19 protein-coding genes are annotated in these 15,227 nt (G+C 47.6%); 14 read left to right on the top strand and 5 right to left on the bottom strand.

Going from position 1 to position 15,227, the window contains the following annotated elements:
• Nucleotides 1–232: 232 nt before the first annotated feature.
• The 5 genes from ACO0LE_RS13895 (at nt 233) to ACO0LE_RS13875 (ending at nt 2,971) form a co-directional block, all read left to right on the top strand.
• Nucleotides 233–613: a glutathione S-transferase N-terminal domain-containing protein gene (locus ACO0LE_RS13895; RefSeq protein ID WP_422960951.1), complete on the top strand. Its 381-nt coding sequence runs from the start codon at nt 233–235 to the stop codon at nt 611–613.
• 100 nt (nt 614–713) lie between these two features.
• Nucleotides 714–1,067 carry a TfoX/Sxy family protein gene (locus ACO0LE_RS13890; protein ID WP_422960950.1) on the top strand — a complete coding sequence of 118 codons (354 nt, stop codon included), beginning with the start codon at nt 714–716 and terminating at the stop codon, nt 1,065–1,067.
• A gap of 276 nt (nt 1,068–1,343) precedes the next feature.
• Nucleotides 1,344–2,015, top strand: a complete 672-nt coding sequence (locus tag ACO0LE_RS13885; RefSeq protein ID WP_422960949.1) for an energy transducer TonB — start codon at nt 1,344–1,346, stop codon at nt 2,013–2,015.
• Nucleotides 2,016–2,156: 141 nt separating this feature from the next.
• A complete protein-coding gene (locus ACO0LE_RS13880; protein WP_422960948.1) occupies nt 2,157–2,591 on the top strand; it encodes a hypothetical protein in 435 nt (144 codons plus the stop codon).
• 203 nt (nt 2,592–2,794) lie between these two features.
• Nucleotides 2,795–2,971, top strand: coding sequence for a hypothetical protein (locus ACO0LE_RS13875; protein ID WP_422960947.1), 177 nt, complete (start codon nt 2,795–2,797; stop codon nt 2,969–2,971).
• 63 nt (nt 2,972–3,034) lie between these two features.
• Here ACO0LE_RS13875 and ACO0LE_RS13870 read toward each other — a convergent pair whose 3' ends face one another.
• On the bottom strand, nt 3,035–3,505 hold the full coding sequence (locus tag ACO0LE_RS13870; RefSeq protein ID WP_422960946.1) for a WbuC family cupin fold metalloprotein: 471 nt from the start codon (nt 3,503–3,505) through the stop codon (nt 3,035–3,037).
• Between the two features lie 132 nt (nt 3,506–3,637).
• On the bottom strand, nt 3,638–4,204 hold the full coding sequence (locus ACO0LE_RS13865; protein WP_422960945.1) for a GNAT family N-acetyltransferase: 567 nt from the start codon (nt 4,202–4,204) through the stop codon (nt 3,638–3,640).
• Between the two features lie 353 nt (nt 4,205–4,557).
• Here ACO0LE_RS13865 and ACO0LE_RS13860 point away from each other — a divergent pair, with 353 nt between their 5' ends.
• The 8 genes from ACO0LE_RS13860 to ACO0LE_RS13825 all read left to right on the top strand — a co-directional run bounded on the left by ACO0LE_RS13860 (nt 4,558) and on the right by ACO0LE_RS13825 (nt 10,678).
• Complete coding sequence (locus ACO0LE_RS13860; RefSeq protein WP_422960944.1) at nt 4,558–5,289, top strand: flagellar brake protein; 732 nt, start codon at nt 4,558–4,560, stop codon at nt 5,287–5,289.
• A 137-nt stretch (nt 5,290–5,426) separates the two neighbouring features.
• Entirely contained in the window at nt 5,427–5,798 is a 372-nt protein-coding gene (locus ACO0LE_RS13855; RefSeq protein WP_422960943.1) for a hypothetical protein, read from the top strand.
• Nucleotides 5,799–5,813: 15 nt separating this feature from the next.
• Nucleotides 5,814–6,152, top strand: a complete 339-nt coding sequence (locus tag ACO0LE_RS13850; RefSeq protein WP_422960942.1) for a single-stranded DNA-binding protein — start codon at nt 5,814–5,816, stop codon at nt 6,150–6,152.
• Between the two features lie 62 nt (nt 6,153–6,214).
• Nucleotides 6,215–7,090 (top strand): KPN_02809 family neutral zinc metallopeptidase, encoded by an 876-nt coding sequence (gene ypfJ, locus ACO0LE_RS13845; protein ID WP_422960941.1) that lies wholly within the window; start codon nt 6,215–6,217, stop codon nt 7,088–7,090.
• Between the two features lie 350 nt (nt 7,091–7,440).
• A complete protein-coding gene (locus tag ACO0LE_RS13840) occupies nt 7,441–8,265 on the top strand; it encodes a DUF2726 domain-containing protein (RefSeq protein ID WP_422960940.1) in 825 nt (274 codons plus the stop codon).
• A gap of 152 nt (nt 8,266–8,417) precedes the next feature.
• Nucleotides 8,418–9,206, top strand: coding sequence for a head GIN domain-containing protein (locus tag ACO0LE_RS13835; RefSeq protein ID WP_422960939.1), 789 nt, complete (start codon nt 8,418–8,420; stop codon nt 9,204–9,206).
• Between the two features lie 325 nt (nt 9,207–9,531).
• Nucleotides 9,532–10,041, top strand: a complete 510-nt coding sequence (locus ACO0LE_RS13830; RefSeq protein WP_422960938.1) for a DUF1993 domain-containing protein — start codon at nt 9,532–9,534, stop codon at nt 10,039–10,041.
• Between the two features lie 22 nt (nt 10,042–10,063).
• Complete coding sequence (locus ACO0LE_RS13825; protein ID WP_422960937.1) at nt 10,064–10,678, top strand: alpha-ketoglutarate-dependent dioxygenase AlkB family protein; 615 nt, start codon at nt 10,064–10,066, stop codon at nt 10,676–10,678.
• A 207-nt stretch (nt 10,679–10,885) separates the two neighbouring features.
• On the opposite strand, the gene ACO0LE_RS13820 is transcribed toward ACO0LE_RS13825, so the two are convergent.
• Nucleotides 10,886–11,488, bottom strand: a complete 603-nt coding sequence (locus ACO0LE_RS13820; RefSeq protein WP_422960935.1) for a hypothetical protein — start codon at nt 11,486–11,488, stop codon at nt 10,886–10,888.
• A gap of 304 nt (nt 11,489–11,792) precedes the next feature.
• On the opposite strand from ACO0LE_RS13820, the gene ACO0LE_RS13815 reads away from it, so the two are divergent.
• On the top strand, nt 11,793–12,380 hold the full coding sequence (locus tag ACO0LE_RS13815; RefSeq protein WP_422960934.1) for a GNAT family N-acetyltransferase: 588 nt from the start codon (nt 11,793–11,795) through the stop codon (nt 12,378–12,380).
• A 268-nt stretch (nt 12,381–12,648) separates the two neighbouring features.
• Here ACO0LE_RS13815 and ACO0LE_RS13810 read toward each other — a convergent pair whose 3' ends face one another.
• Together ACO0LE_RS13810 and ACO0LE_RS13805 are read right to left on the bottom strand one after the other, a co-directional pair.
• Nucleotides 12,649–14,106 carry a Ppx/GppA family phosphatase gene (locus ACO0LE_RS13810; RefSeq protein ID WP_422960933.1) on the bottom strand — a complete coding sequence of 486 codons (1,458 nt, stop codon included), beginning with the start codon at nt 14,104–14,106 and terminating at the stop codon, nt 12,649–12,651.
• Between the two features lie 206 nt (nt 14,107–14,312).
• Nucleotides 14,313–15,206 carry a class I SAM-dependent methyltransferase gene (locus tag ACO0LE_RS13805; RefSeq protein WP_422960932.1) on the bottom strand — a complete coding sequence of 298 codons (894 nt, stop codon included), beginning with the start codon at nt 15,204–15,206 and terminating at the stop codon, nt 14,313–14,315.
• Nucleotides 15,207–15,227: the final 21 nt, after the last annotated feature.

The raw sequence follows: 15,227 nt of genomic DNA, 5'->3' as shown, positions 1-15,227 counted from the left end.
TGAGGCTTCCAGAGCATTTATGCGCCACGAGGCGCTTAAAGTATGCGGTTCGCTTTTTAGAATTTTAAAAAAACGCCCTACTGATCATATCGCTTCAGAGCTAAAGCCACTAAATGGACGACGGTCTCAGCTACAATGCCGGCACGACGCTGATCACGGCAACACTACATTCAATGACCGAGATTGCCTGCACAGCTCCCGGCATTACTCACTGTTTCTACCGAAAGAATTCATGAAATACTTTTTCAGATTCATCCGTACCATCCTTGGTCCTTTCATGTTGCTGAACGAATATCTGGCGCGGCCAAAAGGTCTGGAGCGCACACCCGATGCGCAAAAAAATGTCGATGCCGCTTGTAAAAAACTGGCGCTATATCAGTTCAACACCTGCCCGTTTTGCATCAAAGTCCGTCAGGAAATGCGCCGACTCTCTTTAAGCATAGAACTGCGTGATACTCAGGGATCAAAACAACACCGCGACACCTTACTGGCACAAGGCGGTAGTCCGAAAGTGCCTTGCCTGAGCATCACCAACGATGATGGGAGCGTGAAATGGCTCTATGAGTCACGTGACATCATGGCATATCTGGATCAACGTTTTGCAAAAAGCTGAACGTCTGTTCAATTGCAACTGAGTGGAATCCACGCTGTTTTAGAGCGACATCGATAGCGACAGCAGATAAACATATAACGGTCATCAGACAGGAATCACCATGGCAAGTCAGGCGAGCAGTGTTGAATTTATTGTGGATCAGTTGAGTGGCTGTGGCGCCGTCACGGCAAAACGTATGTTTGGCGAATATGACCTGTATTTATCGGAAAAAATGTTTGCCGTCATTTGTGATGATCAATTATTTATCAAACCGACGGATGCCGGACGCACTTTTCTCGACACGGTAACCGAAGCACCACCCTACCCCTCAGCCAAGCCCAGGTTTTTGCTGGACGCTGATATGTGGGAAGACCGCGAGCGCCTTTGCCAGCTTGCGCTCTCCACCGTCGCAGCATTACCTGCTCCGGTGAAAAAAGTAAAAAAAACGAAACCGTCTGCAGCGAAGACTTCATAAAATCAGGCAACGCCTGAGCTCGCAGGCAAACCCCGGCGCATCGCCACAAAACATCTGCCAGAACGCATAGGGCAAAATGAGACTCAGTCAACTCACATATTACTTATCATCAAAGAAATAAATTGATTGAAAAGCAATATTTATTGTAGGATACTGTTTGTGTTGATTTTTGTTAGCCATTACTCAACAATAATGTATCGCAGTACCGTTTTTGTAGATGGCGATGCGACCAATCCCAACCAACCCAATCCCGCTCAGGGATAAAGCGAGTTCTGCATGCCTCAACTAATAAAAAATTTCCTCGGCACCCTTCTGATCAGCGTGACGACTCTGTCGTATGCTCAAGACACAGCGACCACAGCGGCGCCAGCGTCAGCTACAGAAACGCCAGATAGCCGCCCTGATTTTGATCTTTTGAGCCGCTGCCGCAAGCCGGAATATCCTAAGGTTGCACTACGCAATGCCTTTCAGGGTAATTCCATCATCGGCCTCACTATTGATGAGAGTGGCAAAATTGAGGGAATCAGTATTCTGAAAAGTAGCGGGTGGCGCATACTTGACGATACGGTCACCAATGCGATCACAGGCTGTCAGCTAATGGCAACGGCACCGAATATAAAAGTGACGAAGGTCGTTGCGTATAAATGGTTCTATGAGGGCGCGATTGAATATCAGCCTGAACTGATCCCGGAAAGCTGCGCCGAATCTGAGCTGGTGCGCTTTGCCAGCGACAAAGAGCCTGGCCGGGGCATTGTGGTTGGCGCGTATATCTCCGACATCGGGATGCCAGGGCGTTTTTCGCTGGAGTGGGGGAGCGGCAAACTAGAGCTGGACAGAGCCAGCGTAGAATTGGTCAAAACCTGTAAATTCAAAGCAGCAAGCCGTGACCAGAAAAAACTCAGTGCGCCGGTTTCTTTGCGCTTGTTCCCTAAAACTCCCGTTCAATAATTGCTCTGATTACACAGCCTGATTTTGACAGTTACCCCTAGTGACCAGCACCAGGTCAGCAACGGCAAGCGTTGAACAAACTGAGTACAATCATGCCTTAAACTGTACTTGATATGTACCTACACCGTACAAATTTAGCTAATGAAAATACATGGTGAATGGGAGATTTCCCTCGTTCGTAACGTGTTGGTTCGCACCACCGCTGGCAGCTTCAACGAGCAAGGCACTCTGGCCTGCTTTCGTGATACACAAAAAAAAGCGCCGATAGGCACGCCGTGGGCGGGGCTCACCAATGCAGCACATTGGGAAATGTCCAGCGCCTCATCCCTGCAAGCTTTTCCGCAAATGCGTGAATGGGCTTTCCAGCACGGTTGCGTCTGCCTGGCCGTCATCGTACCGGATCAGATGCGCCAGGCAATCCATCAGCGACAGACCGGTAACTTACCGGAACATCTGGTGAGCTATTTTTCGGATATGCAAGAAGCCTGTACATGGCTGACGTTGAAAGGCTTTCCCTTTGCACCGACAGACTATCCGCACGCGGCATTTATTGAGCGGACCAAGCCAGCTCATTAATCAATATTGGCGAATGCCTGATAGCCATACCTAGACGTCGATAGGATTGATAGGCGGAAAAGATGGTTTGGCGACGTCCGTCATCATCAGGACGCACACCGCGTGTGTTCCACACGACGATATCAGGCAAGCATAATCTGGATGGGACTTGTATTCGATTCTGGACGCCCCATCTCAGTTTCTCATCCTATTAAGAGTAAGCTATGTTTTGGTTACATCATCCACAACCGGTACGTCCGCGTAAAGCAGTTGCTGAGCAGACGGTCAAATCACAGGTCCTTGCGCCGATGGACAAGAACGTCATTGTCATAGAAAAAATCCCCGCAGCTAGCGAGGATCCTGACTGTCATTCAGCTGGAAGTAAGACCGGAAATAACTGATCTCATTGCAGCATCACTCTTGAATTACCGGCGCACGTCCAAACTCCAACTGACTGATGATTACTAGGCAAATTGCGCTGTCATATTTTGCAGATAGGCGACGCAGGCAGAATCACCTTCGGCTGGCGCCCATTGCGCCTTCTCTTCTTCAGCTAGAGCGGCATAGGGTCCGGCTTTGCTCTCAAAAAATATCGAACCACTTTCGAGTGCCACCATGCTGTGAAACACACCGGCCGGGATGGTGATGCCAAGACTGCCCTGGGTTTGCGAGAGTACGACGGTCTCGCTTATCACACCCTGCTCGTCAAATAACAGCACGCCGAAGCTACCGCGAATCACCATCATGGTCTCATCTTTTTCCGTATGCAAATGACGATGTGGAGCGACGTAGGTACCGGGCTCTAAGGCATTTAACAATCGATGACAAGCGCTGTCATTACTGGTGTGAAAGTTCAAATTTTTGCGCAAGCGCGGACTCTCTTTGGCAGCGCGCGTCAACTCGGCTAAGGTTTGCTGGGTGATTAAACGGGTCATATTAAAATATCTCTGTGTTCGTCAAAATAGATGCATCTGTTATTTGTCCGGCGATGGATGCTGATCCGGCACCGAGATCTGATCAAAATTAAATCAGTAATCAGATCGGGAGTACGATGACTTTGTGTGTGACTAAGGTTTAGACCGATTCAATTGCTCCCAATCACTACGCAACAAGGCATACATCGTAATATCGATATGCTTGCCGCGGCTGAAGGCAGCGCCGCGAGCGATACCTTCTTTCAGATAACCACAATTGATGGCGACTTTTTCTGAGGCGATATTATCGACATGCATATGAATCTCCAGCCGGTTGAGCAGCGTGGTGTTAAACAGGTAGTCAGTCAGTAACTGAACCGCTTCGGTCATGATACCTTTACCTCGCATCTTGCTGATGAACATGCCATAGCCAATTTCACGCGAGTTAAAGTAAGGCACAGTCTTGAAGTGAAAAACGCGGCCAAGTATTGTGTCCTTCTTCGTGCCTTGATTAGCCTCTTGCCCTTCAATAATGAGGAAGCTCTCACTAATGTCTTTGGACTGGGATTCAGCCTCAAACTTCTTTTCCAATGCGCCAGGCAACATCACCTCAAGTGACAAAAATTCGCCTTTGGCTTCGGCCGAATTCATTAGAGTGATCAGTTCGGGAACATCCTCCTTACGAACGTGACGTAAATGAAAGCAACTACCTTTGATCATGTTAATGGTCTCCTGTCCAAAAGCCGTCAACGATAAAAATACGGGGAATTGTCAGCGCGTAATGCACTGACAATAGTGTAGCAGTCCATGCCGCCATTTCTAACGACAAGTACCACTTTATCTATTGACTTAACAGGCAGCTGCTAATTTCACTTTCGATGTGCCCCCTTATTCTCCCTGATTCCTTTGGTGCTATTTTTACTAAGACGGGGTAAAGGTGGTACGTCTGCGCAATCAAGCGGTGAAATCCGGGGCCCGATAATCAGTATCTTGTTACATATACAGCCAAACGGTATTGACCTCTTTACTCCCAGAGAGTATTTTCATATACATCATTATTTGGAGAAAAATCCATGTCGGCGTCCTTGAGCAACGACGAAATTGAGGATCGCTATTTTTTGCTCGGTAAGATGGAGATATTGAATGTATTCAATGATCTCATCCACCGCAGAGAGCCCGTCACTGTTTATTTTAACGGTGGTCAGGAATTCATCCTTAGCATGTTGTTGGAGGCGCGCGCTGAAGCCTTGATTTTTGATCTGGGTGGTGACGAGAGGGCAAATAAGCTTCTCCCCAAAAGCGCGACCTGTGCGTTTGTTGCCATGCCTGATGGTATCCGCGTGCAATTCACAGGATTACAGCCTAACCGTTTCATGTGGGGCGAGCATCAGGCGTTCTGGATGCCTTTGCCTGAACGTATTATCCGGCTGCAGCGACGCGAGACCTACCGGAATTTATTACCGGTGGCTAATCCGCTCAAAGTAGCTTTATTCATAGAAGACGGGACAAAAAACCATGAACTGGTCTTGCATGACCTGAGCGTTGGAGGTTTTGGGGCAACCATAACCGGACTGCCATCACTACGCGCAGACGATAAAATTATGCAGCTCGAAATACCTCTGTCAGACAAAACAATCTTGATCTGCGCCGGTCACATCAGGCACGTGACCTTGATCAGCAGGGATGGACATGGACGCTACCGGGTCGGGGTGAAGTTTTTTAAGTTACCGCATGCAATGGAAGTTGCTATCCAGCGGTTTATTATTAAAACGGAATATGAGCGGCGTAAATTGCTGATGATCTAGGCGAACGGATAACGCACCCGAATCTAGCAAGTAAGTGGATTCTGTTAGTTCATAAACATTGCGACATAAAAAGAAAATTGTCGATATCTGGCAAGTCTGTAAATGATCTGTTTTACTATTGAAAATGAGGAAATTGCATGTACGATGATAATGACTTTTTTGCGACAGCGAAATTCTTAAAGCTCGGCGTGAGAATTGCCATCAAAAATCCCATGGGGCAAAACTCCTCGTTTTCTACGAGCTTCCCTACTCCCAAAGGTACTACGGTCTCTTTTGATGAAAAATCTTTATACGATCTGGAACGCAAATTACGCAATTTGCTGGCGAGCGATATTCCAGTCAAAACTAAACTTGCTCCATTCGATTACTTAGGTACAAATTTTCGCGGAATCATTTTCCATCTGAAAGATATGAATGAATATGTGCTGCAAGAAACCCATGATCTGTTCGGGACAGCATCTAAACGTATCGTCAGAAAATCTGAGCACTTTTTTCAATTACTTAAATAACACACAAAGGTTCATGTGATAGATGCACTCATTGCTGGCAGATTGTACGGTCAGGCACAGCAACGGCAAGGCCAGTCAGGCAGCCATTATGTCACTTGTAAGCTACGCGTTGCGCTCGCTGACGGGGATACTATTTTTTGTAATGTGATTGCGTTCGACGACGATTTGCAAGAAGCGCTGCTCGCATTAGGTGATGGTGACGCGATCTCACTCTCAGGCGCTTTGACGCCTAAGATATGGGAAGACAAGCAAGGCAATACCCGGCCGGCCGTTGACTTGATTGCGCATGCGATACTGACCGTGTATGACGTACAAAAAAAACGTGAGGCTTTGCAAGTCGATGACCTTAATTAAATACACTTTAATAAATGCACTTTAAATACCCTTGCACCTAAATTGCAACTGGAAGGATTCGTATGAAATGGGAAGGTAATCGCGAAAGCGATAATGTGGAAGACCGCCGCGGTGATGAAAATACAGGCGGTGGCTTAGGCGGTCGCCATATCGGTATCGGCTCCATCGTCATCGCTTTAGTGGCCTCCTACTTTTTTGGCGTGAATCCTCTGACGGTATTGAGTTTATTAAGTGGCGGCGGTGGTGGGCAGGTGTCAACAAATCAGCAGGCTCATCAGAGCCGTCCTGCTGCCAATGACAGAGAAACCAAGTTCGTACGTACGGTACTAGCTGATACGGAAGACGTCTGGACCGAATTATTTCGTGCCAGAAGCGCGCAATATACAGCGCCGCATCTAGTTATTTTTGACAATCTCACGTCTACCGCTTGCGGCAAAGGCGAGTCAGCAACGGGGCCTTTTTACTGTCCGTCTGACAGCAAGGTGTATATCGACCTGAGTTTTTATCGATTGATGCGAGATCGGTTTAATGTCGGCGGTGAGTTCGCACAAGCCTATGTGATTGCGCATGAGGTCGGCCATCATGTACAAAATCTGCTGGGCATCTCTGAAAAAGTACATGATGCTCGCGCTCGCGCCTCGCTGATACAAGGGAATGCCCTTTCAGTCAGAATGGAATTGCAGGCGGATTGTTTTGCAGGAGTCTGGGCTTTTCATGCAAATCAGGCCCGTAGCATCCTGGAAAAAGGAGATGTAGAAACCGCTCTGAATGCAGCGACCGCCATCGGTGACGATGCGCTGCAACGCAAAGCCCAGGGACAGGTTGTCCCCGACTCCTTCACCCATGGTAGTTCGGAACAAAGGGTTCGCTGGTTTAGCCGGGGACTAGAGAGCGGAAAAATGGAGCAATGCGATACGTTTCAGACAAAGCAGTTGTAAATTAACCACCTCGATATTCAGTCGGTTTTTAAATCGCTTGTAATACGTTTTTAACTATTTTTTTAACATTATTTAACCTAAATGTCGTTCAAATAGTAGTATTAAGATAACAAAAAGCTTGCCTTTTTTGCAAATAAAGTTGAAAATTGAAACCTTTATTTGCGGCACATTGCCGCAAATCGACACATCATTCCTAAAGCGCGTAATCTCAAGATAAAGATTGAATGCGCTTTGAGACAACAAATTTGGACATGATCGTGAAGACATGCAGAGCTTGATCCAGGCTGACAAAAGATGCAGCTGAGATTGTACAAATGCTCCGCATGCCACTTTGAACATAAGGCTGATTGATGTTTTCTTTCCCTTTCAAGAAAAATAAAAATACGACCGCAGCGTATGAGGAAAAACCCTTCTTTGAAAAAGAAGAACAAGTTTTTTTCGGACGCTTGCGTCGTGCTCTGCCGAATTGCTATATTTTTCCGAAAGTGGATCTGGTCGATTTGCTTGAACCAATGAGTACGGACGCCAAATTACGACGCACAGAACAAGCCGATCTCGAAGATCGAAAAATAGACTATGCGATTTTTGACGCGAGCATGAGTTTATTGTGTGTGATCGAGCTCAACGAAGAACTCGGTGATGATGGAAAGTACCTGACCAATGAAGCTTTTTTTAAAGCCGCAGGTATCAAGACCATTCGCTGGGAAAGACAGTCGCTGCCGATTTTTGATCAGATATTACGTACCTTAGCGCCCTTTTCAAGCATCGCCGCTCCCAAGCCGGATATCGCTGCCAGCACAATTATGCGCAACCAGCAATTAGCGGCGACTACCACGCCACCGAACCCCGATACAGTTCAGGCAATCTACTCGTCGCATCCGACACCGAGCAACATCGTTGCCATGTCGATTAATGATATTGAGCGGCTGACTCCCAGGAAATACATTAAAACGGCTTATCCTCATTTATGGCAGCGTATTTGCCTGTTCTGCAATGAGCCTATGCACCTGAAGCGTTATCTGACCTCTCTGGTTATTCAAGGTCCAGGCGAGGATAGAGTCGGATTTCCGAACGAAGTACTGGTTGAAATCGCCAGTATTCAGGCAGAAAATGAACGGCACCTGGACAAAGCAGCACCGAGGACGACCTGGGATACGGCATTTATTAATCGCTGATCACGATTGCCACTGAATTGCTCCGACCGCCTATCCAGATCCATGACGTTCTGGTCTACGATAAAACCATTTCATCGCAAACAGCTCGCAGTTCGCCACGTCTTTCTGCATACTGCGACGGCATTGTTTGATCTAACCTATAAGGAAACAACATGACTACTCTGACTCGTTTTGTGCATCGTGTTTGCGTCATTGGCCTAGCATTCGGCGCAATTGGACTGGCAACTTATGCTCCGGCTGCAAGTGCCGCGGATTGGAGCTGGAACTGGGCATCAGGCAAGAAAATTGCCGGATCAGGTAAGGTACAAATAGAAAACCGTGCCGTCAGTCAATTCACTTCCATCAGCGTAGGTCTGCCAGCCAATGTGGAGTTACAGCAAGGAAGCAGTGAGGGTATTTCTATTGAAACCGACGATAACCTGCTCGCGCTGATTGAAACCATCGTGGAGAATGGAACGCTTAAAATTCGTCCTGTTGAAAAAAACACGAATTTCGACACCAAGACCATGAAGATCGTGATCCGCCTAAAACAGATTGACGAACTGGATGTCGGTGGTTCTGGTACCGTTCATGCGGACAAACTGCAATCGACTAAACTGCGCGTAACCGTCGCAGGTTCGGGTGCGGTGAATCTGAGCAGTGTGGCTGCCGATAGTCTGGCATTATCGATTGGCGGCAGCGGTAGCTTTAAAGTCGCCGGTGCTGCATCAACCGTGTCTATGAGCATAGGCGGCTCTGGCTCTATCGACGGTGCAGCGCTCAAAGTCAATGATGCCAAAATCAGTATAGGTGGATCAGGCAAGGTCAGCACTGCGACCAAGGATAATTTAAAAGTCAGCATCGGCGGATCCGGCACTGTCAGCTATTACGGCGATCCACAAGTGAGCAAAAGTATAGGCGGCTCCGGCAGCGTTGTACGTGTGGGAAATTTTCCATCCTGACAGATATGAGCTGTAGCTAGTCCGTGCCATATTGCGCTATACCCGTCGTCAAAAAATCGCTGAGGCAATTGAATTGTCTCAGCGATTTTTTAATTACAGGACTTACGCACGATAATTCCAGCGAGACACGGTAATATCTTCGCAGCAGTTTTACGTGAGTCTTCTAGCAGCACTGATCAAGCAAAATTCAGCCCCCTCATACGCGCTTTCTGGTAACTCACTATAATCATCATGCTTTGCGAAGAGACGCTGTGTTGCTGCATGCCAATCGTCGCAATATCAGTCACAACAACATCCCGCTGCCATCACTTTTTCAGGAGTTCCTATGACGATTTCTATGTATGCCGCCTCTGTACCCGTGTTCCGCCAAATGCTCTTGAGCTTAAGCGACGTCCTGGCAAAAGCCGAGGCACACGCAACGGCCAAAAATATCGAACCTTCGGCTTTGTTGCAGTCACGTCTGTTTCCAGACATGCTGTCATTCACCCGCCAGATCCAGATAGCAGCCGACTTTGCGAAAAGCGTCTCGGCTCGTCTTGCTCGTATTGATGTCCCATCCTACGAAGACAATGAACAAAGCTTTGCAGACCTGCAAGCGCGCATCACAAAAACATTGGCACTGCTCGACACGCTGACACCGGCACAATTTGACGGCAGCGAAGAGCTTGATATCGTTTTACGTCCTGGCACGCCGAAAGAAAAAAAACTCAGCGGTCAAAATTACCTGTTGGCCTATGGCTTGCCACAATTCTTTTTCCATGTAACGACGGCGTATTCACTGCTGCGCCATAACGGTATTGAAATCGGCAAAAAAGACTACATGGGCGCCTATTAAATGAAGCGATTTGCCAGCTGCCATGCATGATCTTTTTTCTGCGCCGACAACACTGGAGCAACTGACGATCGTCGATGGTGAGCTGGCATTTGCGCATCAATTTTATGCGGCAGAGTATGCAACGGACTTATTTCACGAGCTACTCAATACCACCCCTTGGCGCCAAGATCCCATCACCGTGTGGGGCAAAACACATCTGCAACCACGCTTGACTGCATGGTATGGTGACAAACAAAGTAGCTATGAATATTCGGGATTGGCACTTGCCCCCTACCCCTGGACGCCAACGCTGCTAGCCATTAAACACGCAATAGAAGAGCTGACACAACAGTCCTACAATAGCGTCTTACTCAATCTGTATCGCGACCAGCATGACAGTGTTGGCTGGCATAGTGATGACGAACCGGAACTCGGCCCGTCGCCCGTCATTGCATCCCTGAGCCTAGGTGACACACGTCGCTTCAAACTCAGGCACAAAACAAATCCCATGCAAAAACCGCTGACCATCGCCCTAAGCAACGGCAGCCTACTACTCATGTCAGGTCAGCTTCAGAGTAAATGGGAACATGCCGTTCCAAAAGAAAGCCGATTGCACACACCGCGCATTAATCTCACGTTCAGAACTATATTGCGCTAGTGTTTATGCGGTTCTCCGGCGCGTTATCCTTCAAAAACCTTATGAAATAAGCGGAATAGTTTTTGGAAGTACAAAAATCTCTACAATATTTAACCCGGGTTTTGGATTAGAACAGCGGTCATATTGTTCCTTTGAAAGCCGCATGCCATCTGGATTATTAGAAGTGATCGCGGTCGGATGGAGAATCATGATTTAAGCTATTAGCTGCTAGTCAGCACCTGGCCCACCCTGATTCATACCACCGGATCCACCAGGCATACCGCCGCCACTTTGTCCGCCCGGTCCACCTTTACCGCCGCGAGGTCCACCACCTTGCTTCTGTCCGTCACCACCGGCGCGTGAGTCTCTCGGCTGGTCTGCTACAAGCGTCAATTGCTCCATCAGCAAACTCATGACAATCTCATGCTGCTTATCGTCCAGAGCATCATGCATGGTCATCCATAGTTCCCTGAGCTGCTGATTCTCCTGCAAAGAAATTAACTCATCCTGATCCATCACTTTGGCGAGGTCACGTAATTCGGTATTTTTGTTTTGTATGCCATTTTTAATGGATTCTTGCACGTTACGACGACGAGCCTCGCGGGTGCGGATAATATTGCGCACTTTGGCTTCGGTCTGCTGCCACAGCAACTGCTGATTGGCGCTTAAGCTAAGATTTTTTTTAACTTCCTCGAGAATTGGCAATGCATCTTCCGCACGAAATTCCGATACAGGAATCGCTAGTACAGGTTGGACGAAAGACAGCAACGCGCACGCAAATACAATGCAAGCTGCAAATTTGAGAGGAAAGCGGGAAAGTGGCAAGGACATCTTGCTGCTCCTGATAAGATGAAAGAAAAGACGCCCAAAACCGGGCAAAAAAAAGCTACGCCATAAGAGGCGTAGCCGAAAACCACTTTGGGAGTGGGATCAAGAAAAGTAAAATGAAGCAATGCCAATATAGTCTGCCCTCAGCATCATATTGATGACTATTACATTTTTTTACGGGATGATGGTGCCGCGATACTTAAGCGATACAAAAACAGGCAAAAGTTTTACATACAGATACACTATGTAAAAAATGACACCCTCTGTTTGAGGCGGACATAAAAACATCACGACTAACGGATCAGGCATGGCAGCTTCTACACCACAAAAATCCGAAGACTACTTCCCAGAATTGCATTCGCAACGCTTTGTTCTCAGGCAAATAGTACAAGACGATATCGGCAATATTTTTAAAGGCTTATCACACCCAAAAGTGATTGCTTATTATGGTATTTCTTATGACAGTCTGATTGCGACACAAGAGCAAATCGAGTGGTATCAGCATTTAGAAGCAGAGCAGACTGGCCGCTGGTGGGCAATATGTCCATGCGGGATGCCGGATCAATTAATTGGAGCTTGCGGGCTGTATGAGTGGGATAAGGACAATCACAACGCCGACCTCGGCTATTGGCTACACCCAGATTACTGGCGTCAAGGTGTGATGCAAGAATGCTTACGCACCATGCTAGTTCACGCATTTAGCGCAGGACAATTACACAGAGTCGAAGCAGAAGTTGAAAGCGCAAATAAGGCCAGTAGCGAACTTTTATTGAAACTGGGATTTCAGCTGGAAGGATGCCGCAGAGAAGTCGCATGGAAAAATCAACGTTACATTGACATGGACTACTACGGTTTACTGGACCACGATTTTTCAGAAAAAATAAAAGCGAATTGACCCACTTGTGCCATAAGGACAGCAGTAATTGCGCATCGTGATGGCATTACTCCGCAGAGCACCGCACCACTCAGGTGTCGGCGAAGCAATAGCGCTCCAATGGTAAATTCCAAACACTCTTTAATCGATCTTTCATGAAGTCACTTACTCTTGTCTTATCTCTGTGTCTCCGTGCCTCGGTGGTGAAAGGTCTTGGTTTTTGCGTCAGTCCTGTCGATATGGTTTTTCAATGCGGAGGTTTTTAGAAGTTCCCTACTGAAAAATCCGGTTAGATATTTGCTTTCACGACAAACTCGACGCCGACCTCACGCCAGCATTCGATTTCTTTTTGCAGCCCGAATGCGACTGTCGGGTGCAAGGTAACCCAGTCCTGGCGAATTTCGAGTTCGATTTTATTTTTCATTTTCAAACGAAAATCAGCATAATCAAGCTCAACCCGCGAGTGCATAAAAGTCACAGACAAACGCAGCGCCAGTACCGCTTTGGCAAAATCAAGATCGGCAAAACTATCACTGATTTTTCTGAGATTACCTTTTTGACTCAAAATCAATTTGCTCATTACACGCTGTTCACGGGTAGTGAATCCGGCCATATCGGCATTCTCAATCATGTAGGCGCCGTGCTTGTGGTAGCCCGTATGCGACACTACCATGCCAATCTCATGCAGCATCGCACTCCAGTGCAGATGACGGGTATAGGTATCGGAGGAAGGTTTCAGTTGTGCATATAAAGACTTCACCATATCGGCTACGCGATTAGCGCGTGTCACATCAGCATGGAATAGAGTCGCAGCGTTATGCACTGCCTGCTCACGCCGGTCGCGCTTGGTTGAGCGCAAATACAAATCCCACATCACGCCCATACGCAAACCCGCTTCAATCGGGAGAAGTACATCAATATTAAATTCTTGCAGCAGCCCGATTAGAATCGCTAGTCCACCGACAACCATTGCAACGCGCTCTGGTTTGATGCCGGTTAATTCCAACTGACTGATCTGTCCGCATTGCACGCAATACTGTTTTAGCGTGGTCAGGCTTTGTAAGGTGATGCTGCCGTCACCGAGACTGTTTTTTGAGAGTGCATCCGAGATCGCACGTATTGTTCCGGACGAACCATAGGCGTTACGCCAATGCTCAGGCTGATATGGCGGCGCGGCATCTTCAAACAAAGATCGTGCAGATAAGATGGCGGCTTCGAAACCAGCTTCGGTGATTTTCCCTTGCGGGAAAAAAATAGAACTATGTTTGACTGTGCCGATGCTGAAGGATTCGACTTTAACGATCTCATGCCCACGCCCGAGAATGACTTCGGTTGAGCCTCCGCCGATATCCAGAACTAAGCGACGTTCCCCGGGGATCGCAATGGAATTAGACACCCCCATGTAAATCAGTCGCCCCTCCTCCTCACCTGAAATCACTTCTATGGGATAACCGATCGCCGCTTCCGCTGCGGGCAATAAGACTCCCGCATTTTTGGCAATCCGTATCGTATTCGTCGCGACAACCCGCACCGCATCAATAGGGAACTCGTCGAGGATGAGTTTAAAACGCGCCAGACTATCCACCGCACTTTTGATCGCTGCCGCTGTTAAGTTGCCTTGACTATCCAGGCCTGCTGCAAGCCGGATAGGGTCGCGCGCACTTTTGACGACGCGAATCACATCACCTTCATGACGTCCTATATGCAAGCGAAAACTATTTGAACCAAGATCAACGGCTGCAAACATACTGCGACTCTCCAATTAGATATATCGATACAAAATGCATCATGCAGCAAGTAATTTTTAGCAAAAAAACTGATTGGACCACATCATCAATCAAGGGAGTATCCAGATGATATTCTCTGGTGACTCACTATTCTGATAAATGATATTAATCATTATTTATGACGTCAGAATGACGGCATCTACGCTAACAAATCGTCTCTGCGATCTCATACGGGAGTGAAAAAACGCCCCCGCATAGATTCCAGTCCAGTACTTTTCAGTACTTCAGCCAGACGCTCCGCAGGGCGTTTCGCAGGTAAGCCCTTATATTCAGCAATGATCAGCTCGTTTTTCATCGAGTGCTCCCAGCCAACCAGTTCTGTCACACGCACTTGATACCCGTGCGCCTCAAGCTGCAGGCAGCGTAATACATTGGTGATCTGGCTACCGAATTCGCGCGTATGGATGGGATGACGCCACATTTCAGACAACGGATTATCCCTGACTGCATCCGCTTTATGTTTGCGCAATTCAGCCGCAACTTCCGCCTGACAGCAAGGAACCAGCACCATGAATTTTGCTTTCTTTTTTAGGCCAAATTCGATTGCGTCGTCAGTCGCGGTATTACAGGCATGCAAAGCCGTCACAATATCAATCTGATCCGGCAATTGTGTTGAACGAATGGATTCTGCAACAGATAAATTCAGGAATGACATCCCCGGGAAATCCAGGCGCTGCGCGAGTTCCGTCGATTTGCTTACCAGCTCGTCACGCGTTTCTATGCCATAGATACGGGAAGCATCCTGACCTGCTGTCGCCTTAAAAAACAAATCGTACAAAATAAAACCGAGATACGATTTGCCCGCGCCATGGTCAACCAGACTCAGATCTGCGTGAGTCTCCCGCAACTGCTGTAACAGAGGCTCGATAAATTGATACAGATGATAAACCTGCTTCAGTTTACGACGACTGTCCTGATTCATCTTGCCGTCACGGGTCAGGATGTGCAGCTCCTTGAGCAACTCAATGGATTGACCGGGACGAATCTCATGATGCTGCTCTTGCTTATTGGCAGCCTTCGGTAATGGAATAGGTTTGTTTTTATCCTGCTTATGCTTCATCAGGCGGCCTTGATAGGTGAA

Origin of the sequence: Undibacterium sp. Xuan67W, assembly GCF_049340165.1 — a bacterium.
Taxonomy (GTDB): domain Bacteria; phylum Pseudomonadota; class Gammaproteobacteria; order Burkholderiales; family Burkholderiaceae_D; genus Undibacterium.
Note: the sequence above shows the minus strand (reverse complement) of the source record. Positions and strands in the feature narration are given on the sequence as shown.

Bases quoted from the DNA above. Each gene is read 5' to 3' on its own strand.
- ACO0LE_RS13895 (WP_422960951.1), top strand. From the start codon at position 233: ATGAAATACTTTTTCAGATTCATCCGTACCATCCTTGGTCCTTTCATG.
- ACO0LE_RS13890 (WP_422960950.1), top strand. From the start codon at position 714: ATGGCAAGTCAGGCGAGCAGTGTTGAATTTATTGTGGATCAGTTGAGT.
- ACO0LE_RS13885 (WP_422960949.1), top strand. From the start codon at position 1,344: ATGCCTCAACTAATAAAAAATTTCCTCGGCACCCTTCTGATCAGCGTG.
- ACO0LE_RS13880 (WP_422960948.1), top strand. From the start codon at position 2,157: ATGAAAATACATGGTGAATGGGAGATTTCCCTCGTTCGTAACGTGTTG.
- ACO0LE_RS13875 (WP_422960947.1), top strand. From the start codon at position 2,795: ATGTTTTGGTTACATCATCCACAACCGGTACGTCCGCGTAAAGCAGTT.
- ACO0LE_RS13870 (WP_422960946.1), bottom strand. From the start codon at position 3,505: ATGACCCGTTTAATCACCCAGCAAACCTTAGCCGAGTTGACGCGCGCT.
- ACO0LE_RS13865 (WP_422960945.1), bottom strand. From the start codon at position 4,204: ATGATCAAAGGTAGTTGCTTTCATTTACGTCACGTTCGTAAGGAGGAT.
- ACO0LE_RS13860 (WP_422960944.1), top strand. From the start codon at position 4,558: ATGTCGGCGTCCTTGAGCAACGACGAAATTGAGGATCGCTATTTTTTG.
- ACO0LE_RS13855 (WP_422960943.1), top strand. From the start codon at position 5,427: ATGTACGATGATAATGACTTTTTTGCGACAGCGAAATTCTTAAAGCTC.
- ypfJ (WP_422960941.1), top strand. From the start codon at position 6,215: ATGAAATGGGAAGGTAATCGCGAAAGCGATAATGTGGAAGACCGCCGC.
- ACO0LE_RS13840 (WP_422960940.1), top strand. From the start codon at position 7,441: ATGTTTTCTTTCCCTTTCAAGAAAAATAAAAATACGACCGCAGCGTAT.
- ACO0LE_RS13835 (WP_422960939.1), top strand. From the start codon at position 8,418: ATGACTACTCTGACTCGTTTTGTGCATCGTGTTTGCGTCATTGGCCTA.
- ACO0LE_RS13830 (WP_422960938.1), top strand. From the start codon at position 9,532: ATGACGATTTCTATGTATGCCGCCTCTGTACCCGTGTTCCGCCAAATG.
- ACO0LE_RS13825 (WP_422960937.1), top strand. From the start codon at position 10,064: ATGCATGATCTTTTTTCTGCGCCGACAACACTGGAGCAACTGACGATC.
- ACO0LE_RS13820 (WP_422960935.1), bottom strand. From the start codon at position 11,488: ATGTCCTTGCCACTTTCCCGCTTTCCTCTCAAATTTGCAGCTTGCATT.
- ACO0LE_RS13815 (WP_422960934.1), top strand. From the start codon at position 11,793: ATGGCAGCTTCTACACCACAAAAATCCGAAGACTACTTCCCAGAATTG.
- ACO0LE_RS13810 (WP_422960933.1), bottom strand. From the start codon at position 14,106: ATGTTTGCAGCCGTTGATCTTGGTTCAAATAGTTTTCGCTTGCATATA.
- ACO0LE_RS13805 (WP_422960932.1), bottom strand. From the start codon at position 15,206: ATGAAGCATAAGCAGGATAAAAACAAACCTATTCCATTACCGAAGGCT.